Genomic DNA, 19,314 nt, shown 5'->3' with positions numbered 1-19,314 from the left:
AACTTCTTTTTATTTTACAAAAAATCTCAAGAACATATTGACAGAAGATTGAATAAGATGTACTATAAATACATATTAACAAATTGATAATATCAAAAAGAAAATAAGTATTCAAAAAGAATATTAAGTTTTAGGAGGATTAGAAAATGATTTATTTTAATAATGAAAAAATAGATATAAAAAAGTTTCCTAATGGTGAGGCACTTATTCATGGTAGTGATTTAAATATAAAAGATAATAATGAGATTAAGGTTAAGTTTGAAAACAATGAGGATATAACTAATTTAATATTTTTAAAGGGATATTTAGATGAGCTAAGAGTAAAGTGTAGTTTACTACTCCCATACATGCCTTACAGTAGAATGGATAGAACTGAAGGTGTAACAGTATTTACTTTAAAGTATTTGTGTAAGTTAATTAATAGTTTGGACTTCGAAAAAGTAACAATTTATGAACCACATTCTGAAGTATCTGTTGCTCTAATAGATAGAGTTAAAGTAGTAAATATGTCTAAGAGACTTACAGAGCAATTGATAGAAGAATTAAATGATGAAAATGTGTATCTAGTTTATCCAGATGCTGGAGCCTCAAAGAGATATGCTCATCAGATAGCTTATGAAAAGATATTAACTGCAAATAAGGAACGTGATTTTAAAACAGGATTTATAAACAAGTTAGAAATCAATGGGGATGTAAAAAGTAAAAACTTTAAAGCGATTATAGTAGATGATTTATGTTCAAAAGGAGGAACCTTTGAACTTACCGCTTCTAAACTTAAAGAAATGGGAGCAGGAGAAATATATCTTGTAGTTACCCATTGTGAAAATACAATATTTGAAGGTAAGCTATTAGATAGCGATTTAATAACAGGAATATATACAACTAATAGTATTTTGAGTAAAGAGCATAAAAAAATTAAGGTATATGAGATTTAAAATAAGGGAGGAATTTAAGATGAAAAAGTTATTAGTAGTTATTGATTATCAAAAGGATTTTGTAGATGGAACTTTAGGGTTTAAAAAGGCTGAAACTCTAGAATCAGGAATATATGATAAGGTTAAAAAGTATTTAGAAAATGGAGATAGGGTTTTATTTACCTATGATACTCATTATGAGGAATATTTAGAAACTAGAGAAGGTAAAAACTTACCTGTAGTTCACTGTATTAAAGGAACTAATGGGCACGAGCTTTATGGAAGACTTAATGAATTTTTGGGGAAAGAAAATACCCTACATTATGAAAAAGAAGGTTTTGGTTTGGCTCCAAAAGATGTGATTAGACTCGCAGAAGAACTAGGAGAGGAAATTAATGAGATAGAGCTTGTAGGTGTTGTTACTAATATATGTGTAATAAGTAATGTGGTAATGCTTCAATCACAATATAGAAATGCAGAGATATTAATAGATGCAAGCCTTTGTGCAAGTTTTGATGATTCACTTCATGATAAAGCATTAGATGTAGCAGAAGGAATACACATAAAAGTAGTAAATAGGGGGAATTAAGCATGATAAGTCCATTTTTGTTAACAGATTTTTACAAAACAATACATCATATGTGTTATGCAGAAGGAATGACGAAGCTAGTAAGTTACTGGACACCAAGAATGTCTAGAAAAGAAGATATGCACAAGGTAGTTATGTTTGGCCTTCAACCTTTTTTAAAGAAGTATTTAATTGAGTATTTTAATGATAATTTCTTTTCAAGAGATAAAGAAGAAGTTATATCAGAGTATAAGAGAGTAATATCAAAAACCATGGGAGATATAGCTTCTGATACAAAGCATATTGAAGCACTTCACGATTTAGGATATCTTCCTATACAAATTAAAGCTGTTGAAGAAGGATCAAGGGTAAACATCAAAACCCCTATGATTGAGATAACTAACACTCATGAAGATTTTCCTTGGCTTGTAAACTATCTAGAAACTTTCATGAGCTGTAATATATGGCAGCCTATGACTAGCGCAACTATTGCCTATAGATATAGAGAGATAGTGGAAAAATATTTTGATCTTACTGTAGATAATGGAGAGGTTAAAAGAGCTTGTGGAGACTTTAGTATGAGAGGTTTCAGCTCAATAGAAAGTGCAGAAATAAGTGCCTCAGCGCATCTCTTATCCTTTGTAGGTACTGCAACTATACCTGCTATAACCTACTTAGAAGAGTATTATAATGCTAACTTAGATGAAGAGGTAATAGGAGTTGGAACTCCATCCACAGAGCACAGCGTAATGTGCAGCTATGGAGAAGATGAGTTCTCAGCTTATAAGAGATTAATAACTGAAGTCTTTCCAAAAGGACCATTAAGTATAGTATCTGATACCTATGACTACTGGAATGTTATAACATCAATACTTCCAAGACTTAAAGAAGAGATTTTAAATAGGGATGGAAAGGTAATTATAAGAGGGGATAGCGGAGATCCAGTGAAAATAATCTGTGGAGACAAAAATGCAGAAAAAGGCAGTGATGAGTATAAAGGAACTGTGGAACTTTTATGGGATATATTTGGAGGAGAAGTTAATTCAAAGGGCTATAAGGTTTTAAATCCTAAAATAGGAACCATATATGGTGACAGCATAACTGTAGAAAGATGTGAAGATATTTGCAAAGGCTTAGAAGAGAAGGGTTTTGCAGTAAATAATTGCACTTTTGGAATAGGTTCTTATACCTACCAGTACAACACAAGAGATACCTTTGGATTTGCATTAAAAGCAACTCATGCAGTAATAAATAATGAAGAAAAATTCATCTTTAAGGCTCCTAAGACTGACAAAGATAACTTCAAAAAATCTCAAAAAGGTATGTGTTATGTTTATAAAGATGGGGAGGATATTTTATATAAAGATGAACTAACTATAGAAGAGCAGGCAGCATATAAAGACAATTTGCTAGAACTTGTATTTAAGGATGGAAAGTTAATAAAAGATTATTCGTTAGAGGAAATAAGAAATAGACTACATGGGAACTTTTAAATAAGGAGGGGTAGAATATGAGAGGAATTTTTAAGGTGGAAAAGGTATGTGAAGAAATCAAAAATTGGATTAGAGAATATTTTGAAAAACAACCTAATGCTAAAGGTGCTATTATTGGAATCAGCGGAGGAAAAGACAGCACCATAACCTCAAAACTTTTAGTAGAAGCTTTAGGAAAGGAAAGTGTATTTGGAGTATTAATGCCAAACGGAGAACAAAAAGATATAGAAGATAGCCTGAAGGTTGTAGATCTATTAGGAATTAATTATAAGGTAGTAAATATAGAGAAGGCATATAAGGGATTATTAGAGGGAATTGATGAAGAGAGTTTATCAAAAGATGGAAAAATAAATATTCCACCAAGACTTAGAATGACTACTTTGTATGCTATAGGCTCCTCCATGCACTACAGAGTATGTGGTACAGGAAATAAGTCAGAAGGTTTCGTAGGATATACTACAAAGTGGGGAGATAATGCCTATGACTTTAATCCTATAGGTGACTTAACAACTGAGGAGGTAATAGCTGTAGGTGATTATTTAGGATTACCTTATGAGCTGGTTCATAAAACTCCAAGTGATGGATTGACAGGGGAATCTGATGAGGAAAAACTAGGTTTTACCTATAAACAAATTAATGATTATATAGAAAAAGGAACTAGCGGAGATAAAGAAGTAGATGATAAAATAAAAGCTAAACATGACTATAATAAGCACAAAGGGATTTTGCCGCCTAAATATGAGCTGCAATAGGTAGAGACTATGGAAGAGATTAAAAATAAGCAAGGATTAACAGAAGAAGAGTTTTTAAAAAAATATAATGATGATATATATAAGAAACCATCTTTTACAGTAGATATGCTTATATTTACTGTAATGGATAAAGAAAAAGAAAATTATAGAAAGCTTCCTGAAAAAGCTTTAAAAGTTCTATTAGTAAAAAGAGGAGATCATCCTTATATAGGCAAATGGGCTCTTCCTGGAGGTTTTGTAGGAATTGAAGAGAGTCTAGATGAAGCTGCTTTACGTGTATTAGAAGCAGAAACAGGAATAGAAGATATCTATATGGAACAGTTATATACTTGGGGAGAAGTAAGTAGAGATCCAAGAACAAGAGTGGTAAGTTCTTCTTATATGGCACTAGTTGATAGTAAATCTTTAAATATTACAGCTGGTGAAGACGAAACAGACGCCAGTTGGTTTAACGTTAGTTATGATATATTAGAAGAAAAGAAAACGTCAGTAGAAAATGGATATATATACGAGCAATTAGTAGAAATAAAACTTTGGAATGAAGTAGAGACATTATCAGCTAAAATAAAAACTACAGAAAATCTAGAAGGAAAAATAAAAAGAGAACTTATTGAAAATGAAGGATTAGCCTTTGACCATGGAAAGTTTATAGAATATGCAATTGAGAGATTAAGAAATAAAATAGAATATACCAGCCTAGCTTTTAATCTTATGCCAGAATTATTTACATTAACAGAACTTCAACGAGTTTATGAAATAATTCAAGGCAAAGAACTTTTAGCAGCTGCCTTTAGAAGAAAGATAGCAAACATGGTAGTTGAAACAAATGAATACACAAAAGATGCTGGACATAGACCTTCAAAACTTTTTAGATATAACTCAGGGTGGAAAAGGGGAATATAAGGATTATTGTTAGAGAACGTTTTATTGGTAAAAATGCCCTGAAGCCGCATAAACACTATATATAGTTATATAGCTATATAGATATATAGAAAAAAATATATATAGTTATATTCTTGGTAATGATAGTATAATTTTATTGGTGGAAGAGCTAAAGTATTAAGGTGCACTTCTATTCTGTAGAAGCGGTTTTCAGCTTCTATCTAATCATTTTTTGTGTAAGAAACTAATGAATTTAATGCAGCTACTGAGTAGCATGCTACAGTATTAAGTGAGAATGATTTGATGAGGCTTTAAAAGAAGCCTCTATAGTATTAAGTTGTATAAAGGATTAATGTGAACTCATGAGATTAGATAAATTTTTAGCACAATCAGGTATTGGAAATAGTAAAACTGTAAGAATATATATACAAGATGGAAAAGTAAAAGTTAATGGACAGGTTGTCATAAAGCCTGCAATAACAATTAATGAAAATGAGGACTTAGTTGAATACCTTGATGAAAAAATTTCTTATATGGGAAAAGCTTATTATATGTTTAATAAACCTTCAGGGTGCGTTACAGCAAGAAGAGATAATAAATACAAAACCGTATTTGATTTCTTCAAAGAGGAAAATATGAATGGTGTATCTCATGTTGGAAGATTAGATAAAGATACAGAAGGGTTACTATTACTTACAAATGACGGTGAGCTTAATAATAAGTTGATGAGCCCACTAAAACATGTTAATAAAAAATATTTTTTTATAGCATTAGGATCTTTAGATCAAGAGAGTATTGCTAGATTAGAGCAAGGTGTATCTATAGGAGTTGATGAAGAGATAACAAAACCATCAAAGCTAGAAAAAGTAACCAATGGAATTTATAAAGATTTTGAGAATGAAAGTGAACTTATAAAAGTTTATAATGATTCATCAAATTACTATAAACAGCCAGCAGTATCAGGATATCTCACAATTTCAGAAGGACGTAAGCATCAAGTAAAACGAATGCTTAAAGCAGTAGGTTGCCATGTCATATATTTAAAAAGAATCTCAATCGGGGAGCTAGTGCTTGATGAATCACTGGGAAAAGGACAATATAGAAGTTTAGAAAAAGATGAAATAAAAAAATTATTAGGGAAATTCGATGTGAGTTAGATTAATTATCTAGCTCACTTTTTTTAGCATTTTGCTTATAATAAAAAGTGGTGCTTCGAGAGAAGCTAGAGGAAGAAAATAAGGGATAACCTTTGAGAATATGGCTTTATATAAATATTTTATTATGCTAAAATTATCATAAATATAAAATGTACAAGAGCATTTATTATATGAAATGGGAAGAAGTAATAAAGACTTACCCTATTCAATTTATAAAGCCTATATTGAAGAGGATGAGGAGAGGATATTTTGGCAGCAAAGGGAATAACATATCAAGCTAAGGACGTGCTTTTTAAATCAATGAGTTCCATATATAAAGACAAGGCGCTAAACGTATATGGATTAAATTATCCAAAGATAGTTGAAATGATACCATCAGACTTACCAGAGGTTAAGGCGGATGAAAAGCGAGCTGACAGTATATTTTTACTAGAAGATGGATCTATATTATTGCTAGAATATGAAAGTAATAAGAGAGTAGAAGAAAATATGTTTAAGTATCTAGACTATGCTGTAAGGATCTTAAGAAGGTATTTTGAAGAAACTAAAGACTTTCCGCGAATTCATATAGCTGTAGTTTATACTGCAGAAGTAAAGGAAGCTAAATCAACAGTTACTTTTGGAGATATCATAATAAACTCACAAAGTGTATTTATGAGTAACTTTGATGGAGATAGTATTTTTGAAGAGGTAAAGAAAAGGATACAAAATAAAGAGAAGCTAACTTCAGAAGATAAAATGAAGATTGTACTGTTGCCTCTTATGAACACTAGTAGGCATAAACAGAATATAATAGAAGAAAGCATAGAGCTAGTTAAATTTATAGATAGCGAAGAAGAACAATTAGCATTAATAGCAGGAATACTTACTGCTACTGACAAGTTTATCGAAAAAAATTATGCTAAGAAAGTGAGGGAATGGTTAACTATGACTAAGGTAGATAAAATTTATCAAGAGGAAAAAGAAAAAGCTATAGAAGAGGCAAAAAAAGAAGTTAGAAGAAAAGAAAAGTTAGAATTAGCAAAAAATTTAATGGATGTACTTTCAGTAGAAATGATAGCAAAGAAAACAGGATTATCAATAGAAGAGGTTGAAAAATTAAGAGAAAGTAAGTAAGGAATGTAACTGAATGGGAATATAATTAAAGTTTTGTGTGGTTAAATATAGAAGTTTAGAAAAAGATGAAATAAAAAAATTATTAGGGAAATTCGATGTGAGTTAGATTAATTATCTAGCTCACTTTTTTTAATTAAAAAATAGGTCAAATTCTAAACCTCTGTTAACTATCTATGAAAATATTGTGTCTCGAAAAAGCAATTATACATCTGTACAACTGTACGATTGTACAAAAGTACAATTTTTAAAAATACCAAAAGAATATTTGTACACTTGTACAAGTGTACAAAGTTTTTGGAAATATAAGTTCATTAGCTAATTGATTGCTTAATAGGGTTTTTACAATATTATTTCTTAAATTATAGCTTTGTTTGTTGACAAATTTCTATAATCTAGTATAATTTAATCTAAATACTTCATCAATTTATCAGAATAAAGTGATGAAGCGAAGTGATTGGGGGCTAGAATTGTGGCGGTGAAAAATTTCTTACCTGAGGGGTCTAGAGATTTAATCTCAGAGGACTGTTACAAGAAAGAGGAAATCAAGAGGATTCTTGAGAAGAAAATGGAGATTTGGGGCTATGAACAGATAATAACACCTACCTTAGAATATTATGATATCTTTAATTCTCATCCAGAAGGTTTTAAACAGGAAGACATGTATAAGTTCTTTGATAACAAAGGAAAAATTCTTGTCTTAAGACCAGATATGACTATTCCAATAGCAAGAGTTGTTAGTACAAAATTAAAAGAATATGAGAGGCCTATTAGAATAAGGTATACTTCAAATATTTATAGAGTAAATGAAGCTTTTGGGGGAAAGGCAAATGAAATAACTCACTGTGGGGTTGAGTTAATAGGAAAAGAAACCCTAGAGGGTGATTTGGAGGTTATATTTCTTGCTATAAACTCACTAAAAGCTTTAGGTCTTAAAGGCTTTAAAATAGAGCTTGGTCATATGGGGATAATAACTTCTATATTTAATGAAATAGATATATCTGAAGAGTTAAAAGAAAAAATAGCGGTTTTAATAGAGAAAAAGAGGCTTGGAGAGCTTGAAAATATATTAGAAGAAATAAGCTTAGAAGAATCTAAAAAAGAGTTTCTTAAAAAGCTTCCTTGGCTATTTGGAAGTGAAGAGATACTAAAATCAGTTAAAGAGTTAGAGATATATTCACAGATAAAAGATTCTATAGAATATTTAGAAAATCTTTTAGAGGCAATTAAAAAATTAAACCTAAAAGAGTATGTATCCTTAGACATGGGTATGATTCCTAAAATTAATTATTATACAGGCGTAATAATGAGAGGATATGTACAAGGAGTTGGAAAGTATGTGCTTCAAGGTGGGAGATATGATAACTTAATCAAATCCTTTGGGGTTGATAATGGGGCAATAGGGTTTGCAATAGACATTGATTCCTTAGGGGATGTTTATGAAATTAAAGAAAAACTTGTAGAGAAAAAAATTTATTTTTCAAGTGAAAAATTTCTAAAAGCATTAGAAAAAGCAGAGGAATTAACCATTAGTGGATATAAGGTTGAATTGATTCCTATAAATGGAGATATAGAAATAGGTGAAAATGAAATAGTGCTTTAGTATGGAGGGGTATCGTGGCAATAAATATAGCTTTAACTAAGGGGAGATTAGAGAAAGAAAGTATCAAAATATTTGATAAGGCAGGGTTTGATGTATCAGCTTTAAAGGATAAAGGGAGAAAACTTATATTTAAGGACAACAAAATGGATTATAACTATTTTTTAGTTAAAAGTGCAGATGCTATAACCTATGTTGAGCATGGTGTAGCTGATATCGGAATAGTTGGGAAAGACACCTTAATAGAAAGTAATTCTAACTATTACGAAATGCTGGATTTAAAAATAGGGGAATGTAAGTTTATAGTAGCATCACTTCCAGATTCAAAGTTATTTAAATCCTACAGTAATATAAAAATAGGGACAAAGTATCCAAATGTAGCTAAAAAGTATTTTTATGAAAAGGGAATGGATGTTGAAATAATAAAAATTGAAGGTTCTGTGGAGCTTGCACCAATACTTGGGTTATGTGATGGAATTGTGGATATTATGGAGACTGGGATAACTTTAAAGGAAAATGGACTTATAGTGAAAGATGAAATATGTGACATTAGTGCAAGGGTTATAGTTAATAACACCGCATTTAAGCTAAAAGAAAAAGAAATAAAAGAATTTTTATTTAAGGTTAGCGAGGTAATATAGAAAAAAAGAGGGGGCTATATATGTTAAGAATTTTTAAATTCAACGAGGAAAACAGAAATTTAGTAATAAAAGAGCTAAAGGACAGGGAAGGAAAAGAAGACAAAAAAATTCTTAATTCTGTTGAAGAAATAATAAGTAAGGTAAGAAATGAAAAGGATAAGGCGCTTAAAGATTTAACTAAAAGCTTTGATGGGGTAGAGCTAGAGGATTTAAGGGTATCTAGTGAAGAGATAGAAGAAGCCTTTAGTTTAGTTGAAGATGATTTTATAGAATCTCTTCAAAAAGCTAAAAAAAATATCTATAAATTCCATGAGATGCAAAAGGGGAATTCATGGATAAATACTGAAGCTAATGGAGTATATATGGGGCAAAGAATTATTCCATTAGATAAGGTAGGAGTTTATGTTCCAGGAGGAACGGCAGCATATCCATCCTCTGTACTTATGAATACAATTCCAGCTAAAGTTGCAGGAGTAAATAAAATAGTTATGACAACACCACCTTCTAAAAATGGAAAGGTGAATCCATATATTTTAGTTGCTGCTAAAATTGCAGAGGTAGATGAAGTTTATAAAGTTGGGGGAGCTCAAGCTATAGCTGCCTTAGCTTATGGAACTGAAAGTATAGAAAAGGTGGATAAGATAGTAGGACCAGGAAATATTTATGTGGCTACTGCTAAAAAACTTGTTTTTGGTAGTGTTGATATAGATATGATAGCAGGACCTTCTGAAATCTTGGTTATAAGTGATGAAACTAGCAAAAAGGAATATATAGCAGCAGACTTATTGTCTCAAGCTGAACATGATGTTTTAGCCTCTTCAATATTTTTAACAACATCAGAAGAGTTATTAAATGGTGTTTGTGAAGAGATGGAGAAGCAAACTGAGGAGCTTAGTAGAAAAGAGATTATAACAAAGTCTATGAGTAAATACGGTATAGGAATACTTTGTGAAAGTATAGAGCAGTGTATAGAACTTTCAAATATAATATCACCAGAGCATTTAGAACTTATGGTAGCTAATCCTATGGAGCTACTTGGAAAAGTTAAAAATGCAGGAAGTGTATTCTTAGGACCATATACTCCAGAACCAGTTGGGGATTATTTTGGAGGACCTAATCATGTATTGCCAACCTCAGGAACAGCAAGATTTTTTTCAGCTTTATCAACAGATAGCTTTATCAAAAAATCTTCATATATATATTATTCAAAGGAAGCCTTCTATGAGGCATCTAAAGACATAATTAATCTAGCTAGTAAGGAGGGGTTAACAGCCCATGCAAATTCAATAAAAGTGAGGTTGAAGTAATATGAAAAAGATAAATTCTTATAAATCAATGGATAGATCAAAACCAATAAGGCTTAATTCTAATGAAATATCTACTAATATGTATAGGGATTCCATATTCTCAATGACTTCAATATTATCAACTATTCAGTTCAATAGATACCCTGAGGATAATCCTTTAGCTTTAAAGAAAGCTTATGGAAAATATGCAGGTGTAAGTGAAAAGAACATAATAGTTGGTAATGGCTCTGACGAGATGATAAATCTTATGATTACTTCAACTATATCAAAGGGAAAAAAACTATTAACCTTAGATCCAGATTTTTCTATGTTTGAGTTTTACACTTCCCTACAAGACGGAAAGCTTATAAAAGTAGACATTAATAAAGCTGGGAAAGTAGATATAGGCAAGCTTATTAAAAAAGGTAAAGCTGAAGAAGTAAGTTTGATTATAGTATCTAATCCTAATAATCCTTCTGGAATAGTTTTATCTAATGAAGACATAATCAGGGTCTGTGAGGCTTTTGATGATATCCCTATAGTAATTGATGAAGCTTATTATGAGTTTTATGGAGAAACTATGATTGGATATATAAATAAATATAAGAATTTAATTATTACTAGAACCTTATCTAAAGCATGGGGGTTATCTTCTTTAAGAGTTGGATTTTTAATAGCCTGTGAAGAAAAAGTCAATGAACTTATAAAATATAAGGCACCATACAATGTTAATAGTATTTCTCAGGCTTTAGCGGTAATAGCTTTAGGTTATGTTGAGCTAGTTAGGCAAAATACTGCAACAGTTATCGAAGAAAGAGAAAATCTTATAGAAGAGCTAAAGAGAATAGAAAAAGAAAGTTGTATGGATATAGTTTTTTATCCTTCTAAGGCAAACTTTATCTTTGGAAGAACTTCTTATAAGGAAGCTCTTATAAATGGACTTAAAAATAAGAACATATTAATAAGAGATTTTGAAGATGATGATAGCTTTAGGATTACTATTGGAACTTATCAAGAAAACAAAAAGCTAGTGGAAGCCTTGGAAAGTATATTAATTTATCAAGGAGATTACGGATATGAAGTTGAGAGCATCTAATAAAGAAAGAAAAACCAAGGAAACGGAAATTAAAATTGAAATAAATTTAGATGGAAAAGGAAATGCAGAAATTAATACTGGAGTAGGTTTTTTTGATCATATGTTAACCTTATTTGCTTTTCATAGCTCCTTTGATTTAAAGGTTGAAGCTAAAGGAGACTTATATGTAGATGATCATCACTTAGTTGAAGATACAGGAATCTTACTTGGGCAGGCAATAAAGGAAGCTTTAGGAGATAAAAAGGGGATAAAAAGATATGGAACCTTTTTTCTTCCTATGGATGAAGCTCTAGCTATGGTGTCTTTAGATATATCAGGAAGAGGATTTCTACATTTTGAAGGTGGGTTTAATAGAGAAAGTATAGGGAATTTCTCAACTGAAATGGTTAAGGAGTTTTTTAGAGCTTTAGCTATGAATGGAGAAATAACCTTACATGGAAGAATTCTTTATGGGGAGAATGACCATCACAAGATTGAAGGTTTATTTAAAGCCTTAGGAAGAGCACTAAAAGAAGCAGTAACTATTGATGAAGATAACAAAGATAAGATTCCATCATCAAAGGGGACTCTCTAGGAGGAAGTAGTATGATAAGTATTATAGATTATGGCATGGGTAATCTTAAAAGTGTAGAAAATGCTTTTAAGTTTTTAGGAATAGAGGCGGTTATTACAAGAGATGAAAAAGAAATAAAAAATTCTAAAGGGATACTTCTACCTGGAGTTGGGGCATTTCCAGATGCTATGAAAAATTTAAGAGAATATAATCTTGATAGCATAATTAAAGAAGAAGTAAAGAATGGAAAACCTCTGCTTGGGGTATGTCTTGGTATGCAGCTTCTTTTTTCTAAAAGTTATGAAGGTGAAGAGTGTGAGGGGTTAGACCTAATTACAGGAAGTGTTAAAAAGCTTCAAGGAGATATAAAAATACCTCATATAGGATGGAATTCTTTAGAGTTTAATAGGGAAGATAAACTTATAGATGAATTAAAAGAGGAAAGCTATGTGTATTTTGTTCACTCCTTTTTTGCAACCGAGATTAAGGAAGAAGATTTACTTGCCTATAGTGGTTATGGAGATAATAAAATACCTGCCTTAGTTAATAGAGGCAATGTATATGGAGCACAATTTCACCCAGAAAAAAGTGGAGATGTGGGGCTTAAGATTCTAGAAAATTTTTGGGGGATGATTAAATGATAATATTACCTGCAATAGATATAAGAGGGGGCAAAGCTGTTAGATTATATCAAGGAGACTACACAAAGGAAGAAGTGGTAGCTAAGGATATATACGAGCAAGCAAAAGAGTTTCAAAGACTAGGCGCTACTCACCTTCATTTAGTGGATTTAGACGGAGCTAAACAAGGATCAGGAATTAATGAAGAAATAATATTAAAGCTTGCAAAAACTGTTGATATGTCCATTGAAGTTGGTGGAGGAATAAGAACTCTAGATAGAATTGATAAGCTATTAGGAAATGGAATAGATAAGGTTATATTGGGTACGGCTGCCATGGAGCAAGAGGATTTAGTGAAAGCTGCATTAGCTAAATATGCAGAGCGTATTATTGTAGGTGTAGATGCTAGAAATGGCAAGGTGTGTGGAAATGGATGGCTTAGTGAAAGTGATTTAGATTATATTGATTTTACTAAGAAAATGGCTGACCTTGGAGTAGACAATGTAATAGTTACTGATATAAGTAGAGATGGAACCCTTCAAGGGGCTAATATTGAGATGTTAAAAACTCTTAGTGAAAAGGTAGATATAAAAATAACTGCTTCTGGCGGGGTAAAAGATATTGAGGATATTAAGAAGCTTAAAGAAGCAGGAATATATGCAGCTATAACAGGAAAAGCCATTTATTCAGGAGAACTTTCCTTAAAGGAAGCTTTAGAGGTAGGTGGAGAATATGCATACTAAAAGAATAATACCTTGTTTAGATGTAGCTGAAGGTAAGGTTGTTAAAGGCATAAACTTTAAAAGTTTAGTAAATGTAGGAGATCCTGTAGAGCTTGCAGATTATTATAGCAAGGAAGGGGCAGATGAATTAGTTTTCCTAGATATTAAAGCTACCCATGAAGGTAGAGGAATCATGGAAGACATGGTAAGAAGAACTGCTGAAAAAGTATTTATTCCTTTTACTGTAGGTGGGGGACTCGGTTCTTTAGAGGATATAAAGAGAATATTAAGAGCTGGAGCAGATAAGGTATCTCTTAATTCCGCTGCTGTAAAGAATAAGGAACTTATAAAAGAAGGAGCCTACTATTTTGGCTCTCAATGTATAGTTTTAGCTGTAGATGCTAAAAGAAGAGAAACAAAAGATGGTTGGAATGTTTATGTTCATGGTGGAAGAATAGATACAGGTATTGACGTTCTTAAATGGATAGAAGAGGGTGTTAAGCTTGGAGCAGGTGAAATTCTTTTAACGTCTATGGATAGAGACGGAACTAAAGAAGGATTTGACAATGAGCTTTTAGCCAAGGTTAATGATATAGTAAATGTCCCAGTAATAGCGTCTGGAGGCTGTGGGAGCCTAGAACACTTCTATGATACCTTTAATGAAGGAAAGGCTGATGCGGCCTTAGCAGCTTCTTTATTTCACTATGGTGAACTTACGATAAATGAAGTTAAGGATTATTTAAGAGGAAGAGATATACCAATAAGGAAATAGAGGTTAGAGATATGTTTGATATTGAAAATTTAGATTTTAATAAAGGGAATTCTTTAATACCAGCTATAGTTCAGGACTTTAATACAAAAGAAGTTTTAATGCTTGCTTATATGAACAAAGAAAGTTTAAAAAGAACTATAGAAGAAGGTACTACATGGTTTTACTCTAGAAGCAGAAATGAATATTGGAATAAAGGGGCAACCTCTGGTAACATGCAATACGTTAAAGAAATGTATTATGATTGTGATGGCGATACAATACTTATTTTAGTAGAACCAAAGGGGCCAGCTTGTCACACAGGTAAGGTAAGCTGCTTTTTCAATAAAATTGAGAGGTAATTAATTATGGAGAATGTAATAGAGAATTTATATAAAATAATTTTAAGTAGAAAAGAAGAGGGAGAAGAGGGGTCTTATACCAAATATCTTTTTGATAAAGGATTAGATAAGATATTAAAAAAGGTAGGGGAAGAAGCTACAGAAGTCATTATAGCAGCTAAGGGAGATAATAAAGAAGAACAAGTAGCTGAAATATGTGATTTAACCTATCATCTTTTAGTTTTAATGGCAGAGCTTAATATACCTATAGAAGAGGTTAGCGAGGAACTTAACAAAAGAGCTAAAAAGATAGGGAATTTAAAAGAAGAGAGAAAAGAGATAGAAAAATTATAAGGCTAAAGTAGAACTGATAGTGAATCTGTTCTACTTTAGCCTTTAAGCTTTATGAACTTGAGGTATGTGTTGTTTTTTGAATATTATCATTTTATTTATAACAAAACCTAAAGAACCCGTTATAATTGAAGAAAATACAGCTGCAAAATTTGCACATAAATTAAGTTGAAGTTTAAGTGGGTTCATATCATTTAATAACATTAATAACTTCGCATCAAAAATTCCAAGAACAAATAGTAAAGAAACATACCTAAAATATGATTTGTTGGAAGCTTTTGCTTTAAAAGTGAACTTTCTATTTAAAAAGTAACCAGAGGTTGAATAAACAAGTATTGATATAAATTTAAAGAAATAATTTATGTTCCCTGAATATAAACCAGTTAAATGCCATAATATGTTTAATACTATAACATCTATAATGATATTAGATGTACCTATTAAAGCGTAACACGCTAATTGAAGAAATGTTTTTATTTTAGATAAACTTTTAAGCAAAATGTGTACCTCCACAATTTTTCTATTTTATTAATTCATAAGGCCATTCACTAATACCTTCATATAAATGATATATGTTTTCATATTCAAATTCTTTCATAGTGTCTATAGCTAAATGACTTCTTCTACCTGTTCTACAATAAACTAAAATTGGATCTTTTCTATTTGGAGAGAAATCTTCTAAGTCATATTCTAGTTCCTCATAAGCTATGTTTACAGCACCAGATACATGTCCCTCTTTAAATTCTGAATAGCTTCTAACATCTAAAATTTTAAGATTAGGATTTGATTCTATAAGTTTTTTTGTTTGGGTATATGTTAAGTTAGTTATCTTGCTTTCCATTATAATTCTCCTTCTTTATACAAACACAAAGATATTCTATCATAATAAATTAAGTTTGTACTGAAATTATTATAAATTTAAGAATTATTCTGTAGAAGACTCCAAAGGAGGCTCATCAAGTTTATTTTATGTTTATGAGTGGTATAATTAGAAATATACAGAAAAATTGGAGGAGTTTATAGTTGTCGGAAAATATTAAAGAGTTTAAGCTTTTAAATAGTGAGCAAAAGCAAGTTGTAGAGAATCTAGAAGATAATATAGCCCTTCTTGCTCCAGCAGGTACAGGGAAAACAAATACCTTAGCTTTAAGGGTAGCAAATATAATTCATAATAATAAATGTAAACCAGAGGAGGTTTTGTGTCTAACCTTCACTAATAAAGCTGCTAAAGAGATGAAAGATAGAATAAGCAAGCTTATAGATAATGACTTAGGGGATAGGGTAGAGGTTTTCACCTTTCATTCCTTTTGTTTCAATTTATTAAAAAGTAGAGGAAGGAATCTACAGGAAATTTCTTTGGATTTTATAGTTTATGATGAAGAGGATTGCAAGGATATAATAAAAGAAATTCATCCTAAAGAATTTAAATATGGAGAAAAAGAAATATATTCTTTCATAAATCTTATCAAAGGATTGAAGGATTTTAATGAAAGTTATGAAGATACTCTAAACAGAGTAATTAATACCTCAGAGAAGGATGGCATAACAGAACTTCATAAGATATCATCATCAGGAAGATATTTTGATTATGAGCTTTTTAACTTCTACAAGGAACATGCAATAAAGATATTAAGAAAGTATGATAAAAAGTTATTAGAATACCATGGAATGGACTTTAATGATTTAATAATAAATACAATAAATTTATTTCAAGAGGAAGGTTTCTATGAAACTTTAAATTTAAGCTATAAATACATTCATATAGATGAGGTACAAGACACTAATTTAAGAGAATATGGGGTGCTGAAAAAGCTTTTTAAAAGTAATAAGATAATGCTTTGTGGAGATACTCTTCAAACCATATACAGATGGAGAGGAGCCACTGGAGGAGCTATATTTAGAAAGTTTATGAAAGAAGAAAAAGCTGTACTTATAAAGCTTAGGACTAATTATAGAAGCACTGAAAACTTGCTTTTAGGGGCAGCCTCCTTTGTTAAAAACGTACTTCCAAATCCTCAAGGATATGGATATGATTTAATCGCTAACAGCGAGAATAAAGGAGAAAATATAAAGATAACTTCCTATGAAACACTTCAAAAAGAAGCTTTAGGGGTTTATGAAAAGATACTTTCATTAGGCGATATTAATTACTCTAAAGTAGCCATACTCACAAGAAATAATTATCAAAACCAGGAGTTATCAAATATATTAAGAAAAATAAAAGAGACTATGCCAAAAGAAAAACAGTTAGAGTTTATGCTTGTAGATGAATTTAAATTCTTTAAAAGAAGTGAGATAAAAGATTTATTAGCTGTTTTTAAGTTTTTAGTCAATAGCTACGATAACAGTTCTTTAAAAAGAATGGTAAAGAAGTTTGGAAAAGGTATAGGAAATATAACCATTGAAAGCCTTGAGAAAGGCGAAGAATTAAATATAGGAATAAGATTTATGGATTTAGTTCAAGAAGAAACCTTTAACTATGGGGAACCTTTTAGACTACTAAATGATAGTATAAACAGCGGTAATGTAGTAGTAATGGATGTTGAAAGTACTGGAATAGATACGTCAAATGATGAAATTGTTCAAATAGCAGCTATTAAAATCAATCTTTTGGGTGCAGTTATTGAAAGTTTTGAGAGGTTTTTAATACCTAAAAAGGAGCTTGGCTCTTCAGAAAAGGTTCATGGTTTTTCTAAAGAGTTTTTATTAGAAAATGGAGTGGAAAGTATTAGGGGCTTAGAGGAATTTGTTGATTTCTCTAAAGGCTGTGTAATAGTAGGTCACAATATTAACTACGATCTTACAATAATGAAATCGCAGATAGCTAGAGAAGGAGCCAGAGAGTTAGATATTGCAGGAGTTTTTGATACTCTTGATATAGCTAGAAGATTTTATCCGGAGTTTGAAAATCATAAATTAGAGACTTTAAGTAAAAAGTTTAAGGTTGAAAATCCATCTACTCATAATGCTATGGATGATATTTTGGCAACAAAAGATATATTAATGGAGATGGTTAGGCAAAAGATAATTCCAACTTCCTATGATAGAGCCAATTTTTATTCACCATATCTCAATAAGTTTAAGGATATCAAAGATAATATAAATAACTTAAAAGAACTATCAGAAAAGCTTTCTCCAGAAGAACTTTTAGAAGAAGTTATTAATATGTTTAACGTATATGAACTGTATGACAAGATAAAGATTGAAAACATAAAAGAGCTATATGAAATAGTTAAGAATTTTTCAAGAGAGTTAAAAGGGAATATTAATGATAAACTAACTGAAATATTGAAGATAACAGCCCTATCTAATTCTGAACTAGACACTCTTATAGAAAAGTTTCCGAAGATACCTATACTAACAATTCATGGAGCTAAAGGTCTTGAGTTTGATTATGTTTTTATGCCGTATTTAACAGAAGGAAGTTTTCCATCCTTTAGAGCTATTAAAGAAGATAAATTACTTGAAGAAAAAAGTATTTTTTATGTAGGATTAACCCGTGCTAAAAAAGAACTTTTCCTTAGTTATCACAAGCTAAATGGAAGTAAAATAAGAAATAGAAGTCAGTTTATAGACAATATAGATGTAACGTTTGTAGAACACATAAATTAAAAGGCACTCAAAGAGTGCCTTTTATATTTTCATTATTCTATTTTCAAAATGTACTTCCTTAAGACCTATTGAATCTACAAATTCATGTGCTATTTTAAAGTTAATGCCTATTGCAGTTTTCCCGTGGGCATCAGAGCCTAGGGTAACATACTTTCCGCCTAATTCTTTATACCTAGTGTATATTTTGTGAAGGGAAGCATATCTTTTTTTATCAGCAATAGTTCTAGTATTAAGCTCTAATATTTTACCTTTATTAAGAAGTTCAATAAATATTCTATCTATATACTCTTTATAGACTTCTAAATGGATTTCTTTATCTTCGTAAGGTGCATATCTGCAAGGATAATCTATATGTCCTAATGCATCAAAACAATCAAAGTCTTTAACATCCTTTTCCATTGTCTCGAAGTATTTTAGATATAAAGCGTGTTTATCTGAACCAACTTTAAAAAAGTCCAAAGACATATCGTGTCCATCAATGCTATGAACTGACCCTATAACAAAGTCAAAGTTATTAGAATTTACAACTCTAGTATATTCTTGTAAAAAATCTGAATTCATACCTATCTCTATACCAAGACCTAAAGTAGGACAACGATAAGATTCATAGGTTTTAAAATAATTTTGAACATCTAATCTAAACATATCTGGATCAGGAAAATCTAAATCAAGGTGTTCTGTAAGTACGATACCAAGATTTTGTTTTTTACTTTCCTCAAGAACTTCTTCGATTTTCATAGTAGAATCACTAGAAAAAATAGTATGCATATGATTATCAAAAATCATCTTTATCCTCCTAAATTTTAAAGATATAAGTTATAACTAGATTATATCATAAAACTCAATGAGATTATATGAGGAAAAT

General features: G+C 30.8%; 21 protein-coding genes. 18 read left to right on the top strand and 3 right to left on the bottom strand.

Annotated features, from left to right (window positions below):
* The first annotated feature begins 146 nt into the window (after positions 1 to 146).
* From L1S49_RS06035 to hisE, 17 genes are all read left to right on the top strand, one after another.
* Entirely contained in the window at positions 147 to 935 is a 789-nt protein-coding gene (locus L1S49_RS06035; protein WP_238903073.1) for a ribose-phosphate pyrophosphokinase, read from the top strand.
* A gap of 19 nt (positions 936 to 954) precedes the next feature.
* Positions 955 to 1,503, top strand: a complete 549-nt coding sequence (locus L1S49_RS06030) for an isochorismatase family cysteine hydrolase (protein WP_238903071.1) — start codon at positions 955 to 957, stop codon at positions 1,501 to 1,503.
* 2 nt (positions 1,504 to 1,505) lie between these two features.
* A complete protein-coding gene (locus tag L1S49_RS06025) occupies positions 1,506 to 2,975 on the top strand; it encodes a nicotinate phosphoribosyltransferase (RefSeq protein WP_238903070.1) in 1,470 nt (489 codons plus the stop codon).
* Positions 2,976 to 2,992: 17 nt separating this feature from the next.
* Complete coding sequence (nadE, locus tag L1S49_RS06020) at positions 2,993 to 3,727, top strand: NAD(+) synthase (protein ID WP_238903068.1); 735 nt, start codon at positions 2,993 to 2,995, stop codon at positions 3,725 to 3,727.
* A gap of 9 nt (positions 3,728 to 3,736) precedes the next feature.
* A complete protein-coding gene (locus tag L1S49_RS06015) occupies positions 3,737 to 4,630 on the top strand; it encodes an NUDIX domain-containing protein (RefSeq protein WP_238903067.1) in 894 nt (297 codons plus the stop codon).
* A gap of 341 nt (positions 4,631 to 4,971) precedes the next feature.
* The gene (locus L1S49_RS06010; RefSeq protein WP_238903066.1) at positions 4,972 to 5,766 is read left to right on the top strand and encodes a pseudouridine synthase; all 795 of its coding nucleotides are present in this window, start codon (positions 4,972 to 4,974) and stop codon (positions 5,764 to 5,766) included.
* A gap of 249 nt (positions 5,767 to 6,015) precedes the next feature.
* The gene (locus L1S49_RS06005; RefSeq protein WP_238903065.1) at positions 6,016 to 6,882 is read left to right on the top strand and encodes a transcriptional regulator; all 867 of its coding nucleotides are present in this window, start codon (positions 6,016 to 6,018) and stop codon (positions 6,880 to 6,882) included.
* A gap of 469 nt (positions 6,883 to 7,351) precedes the next feature.
* Positions 7,352 to 8,482, top strand: coding sequence for an ATP phosphoribosyltransferase regulatory subunit (hisZ, locus tag L1S49_RS06000; protein WP_238903063.1), 1,131 nt, complete (start codon positions 7,352 to 7,354; stop codon positions 8,480 to 8,482).
* A 14-nt stretch (positions 8,483 to 8,496) separates the two neighbouring features.
* A complete protein-coding gene (hisG, locus tag L1S49_RS05995; protein WP_021802899.1) occupies positions 8,497 to 9,120 on the top strand; it encodes an ATP phosphoribosyltransferase in 624 nt (207 codons plus the stop codon).
* Between the two features lie 20 nt (positions 9,121 to 9,140).
* Complete coding sequence (gene hisD, locus L1S49_RS05990) at positions 9,141 to 10,427, top strand: histidinol dehydrogenase (protein ID WP_238903061.1); 1,287 nt, start codon at positions 9,141 to 9,143, stop codon at positions 10,425 to 10,427.
* A gap of 1 nt (position 10,428) precedes the next feature.
* On the top strand, positions 10,429 to 11,502 hold the full coding sequence (gene hisC, locus L1S49_RS05985; RefSeq protein ID WP_238903060.1) for a histidinol-phosphate transaminase: 1,074 nt from the start codon (positions 10,429 to 10,431) through the stop codon (positions 11,500 to 11,502).
* Positions 11,483 to 12,076 carry an imidazoleglycerol-phosphate dehydratase HisB gene (hisB, locus tag L1S49_RS05980; RefSeq protein ID WP_275299536.1) on the top strand — a complete coding sequence of 198 codons (594 nt, stop codon included), beginning with the start codon at positions 11,483 to 11,485 and terminating at the stop codon, positions 12,074 to 12,076. Before hisC ends, hisB begins: the two co-directional genes overlap by 20 nt.
* 11 nt (positions 12,077 to 12,087) lie before the next feature.
* Positions 12,088 to 12,696, top strand: a complete 609-nt coding sequence (gene hisH / locus L1S49_RS05975; protein WP_238903058.1) for an imidazole glycerol phosphate synthase subunit HisH — start codon at positions 12,088 to 12,090, stop codon at positions 12,694 to 12,696.
* Positions 12,693 to 13,418 (top strand): 1-(5-phosphoribosyl)-5-[(5-phosphoribosylamino)methylideneamino]imidazole-4-carboxamide isomerase, encoded by a 726-nt coding sequence (hisA, locus tag L1S49_RS05970; RefSeq protein ID WP_238903056.1) that lies wholly within the window; start codon positions 12,693 to 12,695, stop codon positions 13,416 to 13,418. The genes hisH and hisA overlap by 4 nt, the downstream gene beginning before the upstream one ends.
* Positions 13,408 to 14,169 carry an imidazole glycerol phosphate synthase subunit HisF gene (hisF, locus tag L1S49_RS05965; protein WP_238903054.1) on the top strand — a complete coding sequence of 254 codons (762 nt, stop codon included), beginning with the start codon at positions 13,408 to 13,410 and terminating at the stop codon, positions 14,167 to 14,169. The genes hisA and hisF overlap by 11 nt, the downstream gene beginning before the upstream one ends.
* A gap of 11 nt (positions 14,170 to 14,180) precedes the next feature.
* Positions 14,181 to 14,507, top strand: coding sequence for a phosphoribosyl-AMP cyclohydrolase (gene hisI, locus L1S49_RS05960; protein ID WP_073017857.1), 327 nt, complete (start codon positions 14,181 to 14,183; stop codon positions 14,505 to 14,507).
* Positions 14,508 to 14,513: 6 nt separating this feature from the next.
* Positions 14,514 to 14,840 (top strand): phosphoribosyl-ATP diphosphatase, encoded by a 327-nt coding sequence (gene hisE, locus L1S49_RS05955; RefSeq protein WP_021802893.1) that lies wholly within the window; start codon positions 14,514 to 14,516, stop codon positions 14,838 to 14,840.
* A gap of 42 nt (positions 14,841 to 14,882) precedes the next feature.
* On the opposite strand, the gene L1S49_RS05950 is transcribed toward hisE, so the two are convergent.
* The gene (locus L1S49_RS05950) at positions 14,883 to 15,335 is read right to left on the bottom strand and encodes a GtrA family protein (protein WP_238903051.1); all 453 of its coding nucleotides are present in this window, start codon (positions 15,333 to 15,335) and stop codon (positions 14,883 to 14,885) included.
* A 22-nt stretch (positions 15,336 to 15,357) separates the two neighbouring features.
* Entirely contained in the window at positions 15,358 to 15,678 is a 321-nt protein-coding gene (locus L1S49_RS05945) for a rhodanese-like domain-containing protein (protein WP_238903049.1), read from the bottom strand.
* A 182-nt stretch (positions 15,679 to 15,860) separates the two neighbouring features.
* Here L1S49_RS05945 and L1S49_RS05940 point away from each other — a divergent pair, with 182 nt between their 5' ends.
* Entirely contained in the window at positions 15,861 to 18,449 is a 2,589-nt protein-coding gene (locus L1S49_RS05940; protein ID WP_238903048.1) for a 3'-5' exonuclease, read from the top strand.
* Between the two features lie 21 nt (positions 18,450 to 18,470).
* On the opposite strand, the gene L1S49_RS05935 is transcribed toward L1S49_RS05940, so the two are convergent.
* Positions 18,471 to 19,235 carry a histidinol-phosphatase HisJ family protein gene (locus tag L1S49_RS05935; RefSeq protein WP_238903047.1) on the bottom strand — a complete coding sequence of 255 codons (765 nt, stop codon included), beginning with the start codon at positions 19,233 to 19,235 and terminating at the stop codon, positions 18,471 to 18,473.
* Positions 19,236 to 19,314: the final 79 nt, after the last annotated feature.

It is taken from the genome of Clostridium sp. YIM B02506 (assembly GCF_022324845.1).
Classification (GTDB): domain Bacteria; phylum Bacillota; class Clostridia; order Clostridiales; family Clostridiaceae; genus Clostridium_T; species Clostridium_T intestinale.
This window is presented reverse-complemented; position numbering and strand designations above follow the sequence as displayed.

What these genes read in the sequence shown, in the direction of transcription:
- L1S49_RS06035 (WP_238903073.1), top strand. Translation starts at nt 147, where the DNA reads ATGATTTATTTTAATAATGAAAAAATAGATATAAAAAAGTTTCCTAAT.
- L1S49_RS06030 (WP_238903071.1), top strand. Translation starts at nt 955, where the DNA reads ATGAAAAAGTTATTAGTAGTTATTGATTATCAAAAGGATTTTGTAGAT.
- L1S49_RS06025 (WP_238903070.1), top strand. Translation starts at nt 1,506, where the DNA reads ATGATAAGTCCATTTTTGTTAACAGATTTTTACAAAACAATACATCAT.
- nadE (WP_238903068.1), top strand. Translation starts at nt 2,993, where the DNA reads ATGAGAGGAATTTTTAAGGTGGAAAAGGTATGTGAAGAAATCAAAAAT.
- L1S49_RS06015 (WP_238903067.1), top strand. Translation starts at nt 3,737, where the DNA reads ATGGAAGAGATTAAAAATAAGCAAGGATTAACAGAAGAAGAGTTTTTA.
- L1S49_RS06010 (WP_238903066.1), top strand. Translation starts at nt 4,972, where the DNA reads ATGAGATTAGATAAATTTTTAGCACAATCAGGTATTGGAAATAGTAAA.
- hisD (WP_238903061.1), top strand. Translation starts at nt 9,141, where the DNA reads ATGTTAAGAATTTTTAAATTCAACGAGGAAAACAGAAATTTAGTAATA.
- hisC (WP_238903060.1), top strand. Translation starts at nt 10,429, where the DNA reads ATGAAAAAGATAAATTCTTATAAATCAATGGATAGATCAAAACCAATA.
- hisB (WP_275299536.1), top strand. Translation starts at nt 11,483, where the DNA reads ATGAAGTTGAGAGCATCTAATAAAGAAAGAAAAACCAAGGAAACGGAA.
- hisH (WP_238903058.1), top strand. Translation starts at nt 12,088, where the DNA reads ATGATAAGTATTATAGATTATGGCATGGGTAATCTTAAAAGTGTAGAA.
- hisA (WP_238903056.1), top strand. Translation starts at nt 12,693, where the DNA reads ATGATAATATTACCTGCAATAGATATAAGAGGGGGCAAAGCTGTTAGA.
- hisF (WP_238903054.1), top strand. Translation starts at nt 13,408, where the DNA reads ATGCATACTAAAAGAATAATACCTTGTTTAGATGTAGCTGAAGGTAAG.
- hisI (WP_073017857.1), top strand. Translation starts at nt 14,181, where the DNA reads ATGTTTGATATTGAAAATTTAGATTTTAATAAAGGGAATTCTTTAATA.
- hisE (WP_021802893.1), top strand. Translation starts at nt 14,514, where the DNA reads ATGGAGAATGTAATAGAGAATTTATATAAAATAATTTTAAGTAGAAAA.
- L1S49_RS05945 (WP_238903049.1), bottom strand. Translation starts at nt 15,678, where the DNA reads ATGGAAAGCAAGATAACTAACTTAACATATACCCAAACAAAAAAACTT.
- L1S49_RS05935 (WP_238903047.1), bottom strand. Translation starts at nt 19,235, where the DNA reads ATGATTTTTGATAATCATATGCATACTATTTTTTCTAGTGATTCTACT.